Consider the following 3,334-nt stretch of genomic DNA (forward strand, 5'->3'; position numbering starts at 1 on the left):
GCTCAGCGGCAGCGCAAGATCGTTCATGGTGGGTGTGGTCTCCGGGAAATGGTTCGGATCGGCTTAAGCAACCAAATCCTACGTCATTTCAACGGGTTGCGCCACATCCACCAACCCCCATGAATTTGGTTAGGTTGATGCGGCGTGCCGCCGCCGTGAGGCCGCGCTCGCTCAGCAGCGCGTCGAGAACGACGAGAAGATTCAGATCGAGCCCTTTGAAACGCATGTCTTAGCTATCCATAGCGTGGATGCATTTGATTGAAACAAACGATTTTACCAATTTTCCGGAATGTCGCATGGACTTGGCAGGACCTCACGTGCGCCGATCACTGCCTCTATCGCGTGGCGAGTCCCTTGAGAAGAGCCCGAAAGAGGAAATCTGTCGCGTGCGGTGGAGATTGTACTGGGAATGAGAGGCAGCGCTCCGATCATGTCGAACTCTCCGACGAATGGCGGACCGGTACAATAGTTGATCGCAACTGGTCCGGAGCTATGAAACATCTCGATTACATATGAGGTGCCGAGTGAATACGCTGACAGCACCCACCGTCGCAGCGTTTAGCTGACGTTTGTCGACGGTTCCTATCCATTTACACGCAGATTCTTGATGTGCTGGCGCAAAAGCGGGAGGCCGGCGACTTTTCTTCGTCATCGGGCTGACGCCGCAGAAGCCGAACTCGTCCGGTTCCTATGAGCATTGGGCTTGGTCGGTCGCACAGGCTCTATGAGGGGCAATTTTGGCAACGCGACGCGACTCGGGTTTTGAACGACGCCGAAAACGCAAGCTGGAAAGGAACAAGATGGCAGATCAACTCGCCAACGAAATAATCGCCATGATCAAGAAGCGCGCCGCGTCGGAGGGCGGCATAGCGCCTGCCACAGGCGGCGAGATAACGGCTGCCACGGGACTGACTTCGCTCGGTATCGATTCACTGGGATTGGCGGACGTTCTCTGGGACCTGGAGCAGGCCTACGGCATCGAGATCGAGATGAATACGGCCGAGGCATGGTCGGATCTCCAGAATGTTGGGGACATGGTGGAAGCCGTGCGCAGCTTGCTCGCTAAGGCGGTGTGAATGGACAGGCGCGTCGTGATTACTGGGATTGGCGGGATTTGCGGGCTTGGGACCAACGCCGCCGCCATTTGGACAGAGATGCGAGAAGGCCGCTCCGCCATCGGCCCAATCGTCAACTCCGAGCTCCATGAATTGAGGGTCAGGATCGGTGCCGAGATCAAGGCGCTGCCGGAGCATGACATCGACGGCAAGCAACTCATCTCCATGGACCGCTTCAGCCTGCTCGCTGTGCTTGCGGCGCGCGAAGCCATGCGTCAGGCCGGACTTTCCTCCAAAGAGGGAAATAGCTATCGCTTCGGTGCGACGGTGGGCGTTGGCGGCTGCGGGTGGGATGCGATCGAGCAAACCTACCGCGCCATCCTTCTGGGCGGTAAGCGTGCCGCTCTCTTGACTGTACCCAAGGCGATGCCGGGTGCCGCTGCCGGCCAGGTCAGCATGAGTCTCGGCCTGCGCGGGCCGGTCTTCGGCGTCACGTCCGCCTGTTCCTCGGCAAACCATGCGATTGCCTGCGCGGTGGACCAGATCAGGCTCGGCCGGGCCGACGTGATGCTTGCCGGCGGCAGCGAAGCGCCGCTCATATGGGGTGTGCTGAAGGCATGGGAAGCGATCCGCGTGCTTTCGCCCGATACTTGCCGGCCATTCTCGGCCGATCGCCAGGGCCTGTCGCTTGGTGAAGGCGCCGGCATGGCGGTGCTGGAAAGCTACGAGCATGCCCTGGCTCGGGGCGCCACCATCCTTGCCGAAATTGCCGGTGCCGGCCTTTCCGCCGATGCGTCCGACATCGTCGCGCCGACTGTCGAGGGGCCGGAGGCAGCAATGCGGGCCTGCCTTGCCGATGCCAGGCTGGACGCCGAGGATGTCGACTATCTCAACGCGCACGGCACCGGCACCAAGGCCAACGACCAGATCGAGACGGCGGCGATCAAGCGCGTCTTCGGTCAGCACGCCTTCTCAATGTCCATTTCTTCTACCAAGTCCATGCACGCGCATTGCCTCGGCGCGTCCGGCGCGCTCGAGTTGATCGCCTGCGTGATGGCTATCCGCGAGAGCGTCGTGCCGCCGACTGCCAATTATCGTGAGCTGGACCCCGATTGCGATCTCGACGTCACGCCCAATGTGGCACGCGAGCGCAAGGTGCGCGTGGCACTGAGCAACTCCTTCGCCTTTGGCGGCACGAACGCGGTTCTGGCGTTCAGGCAGGTGTAGAAGCCATGAGAGATGCCTCCGGCCACATTATCTCTCGCATCCAGATGCTTGCCGGATAACTATTGTGAAGGGCGGGTCATTGACCGCCTCGGCGAATGCGGGAAGTGGCAGCGGAAGCTCGACGATCCGGGGGTATCGTCTTTGCGAAATTCTTAACTGTTGAAGCGGCTTGGACGTACCGCCGCCCCGTAAAAGGTAAGCGAGGCCCTGCGGGCTCGGCTTGAGGGTCTGAAGCTGTACACGACAATGTCTGGAAGCCGCAGGGTCGGCTCTGCGCCCGTTATAGTCGCCTGAGTGCTGCCGGCCCGGCCGCGCCGCGGGCGCCGTCAACGAACTCCTTGAACCTGCGGACCTTGCCTGTCTTGGCCGACGCTTCGAAGCGCGCCGTCGTGCTGGCCTCCAGATCCGCGACATGCTTGCGCAGGGTCGTGGTGGGCGCGAGGCCAAAGATGAAGTCGACGTCGTTGGCGCGGCACCAGTCGATGACCTGCGGGTTGCATAATGGCTATCGCCGCGGAGCAGGATTCGAATGTTCGGCCAGTTGATCCGGATCGCCCGCACCGGACGGCGCAGGTGGGGGCGGATCTCAGCCCCACTCGGCCGCTTGGCCGGTCGCAGGATCGCGCTGACGAACCGTCCCGCACCATCGAACACGACGATCGGCTGGAAGCCGTACTCGTCATGGTGGGCATTGAACAGGCGAAGCTGTTGGCCTCCGTGCACAGCGTCGAAGGTGTCGTCAATGTCGAGTACGATCCGCTTCGGCACCTGCCGGAACGAGGCGCAATAGAGATCGACCATCGCCCGTCCCATCGCGACCAGCTCCCGCACGCCGGGTAGGTTCTCCAGCCGGCACAGCGTCGATTGCGACGCCAGATCCCGACCCGACGGCAGCGCATCCTGGGCCATCTTGAAGACCGGATCGCGGCGCAGCCGGTTGGCGTCGTTGCCGTCCTGGTAGCCGGCGGCGATCATCTTCATGCGAAAGCCGATCATGTCCGCCAGGCTGTGGACGACCTGGTCCGGGCAGCGCGGATCGTCGATGCAACGCG

General features: G+C 61.9%; 2 protein-coding genes and 3 pseudogenes. 2 read left to right on the top strand and 3 right to left on the bottom strand.

Annotation, left to right across the window (positions count from 1 at the left end):
- Window positions 1-124: 124 nt before the first annotated feature.
- Window positions 125-226, bottom strand: a pseudogene (locus NKJ40_RS31575) (LysR family transcriptional regulator); the annotation flags it as partial.
- Window positions 227-800: 574 nt separating this feature from the next.
- Here NKJ40_RS31575 and NKJ40_RS31580 point away from each other — a divergent pair.
- Both NKJ40_RS31580 and NKJ40_RS31585 read left to right on the top strand, forming a co-directional pair.
- A complete protein-coding gene (locus NKJ40_RS31580) occupies window positions 801-1,076 on the top strand; it encodes an acyl carrier protein (protein ID WP_352469359.1) in 276 nt (91 codons plus the stop codon).
- Entirely contained in the window at window positions 1,077-2,282 is a 1,206-nt protein-coding gene (locus NKJ40_RS31585; protein WP_352453892.1) for a beta-ketoacyl-[acyl-carrier-protein] synthase family protein, read from the top strand.
- On the opposite strand, the pseudogene NKJ40_RS31590 reads toward NKJ40_RS31585, so the two are convergent.
- Both NKJ40_RS31590 and NKJ40_RS31595 read right to left on the bottom strand, forming a co-directional pair.
- Window positions 2,269-2,433 (bottom strand): annotated as a pseudogene (locus NKJ40_RS31590) (LysR family transcriptional regulator); the annotation flags it as partial. The gene NKJ40_RS31585 and the pseudogene NKJ40_RS31590 overlap by 14 nt on opposite strands.
- A gap of 168 nt (window positions 2,434-2,601) precedes the next feature.
- Window positions 2,602-3,334: pseudogene (locus NKJ40_RS31595) on the bottom strand (IS1380 family transposase); the annotation flags it as partial.

The organism is Mesorhizobium sp. M0119 (assembly GCF_040322615.1).
GTDB lineage: Bacteria > Pseudomonadota > Alphaproteobacteria > Rhizobiales > Rhizobiaceae > Mesorhizobium.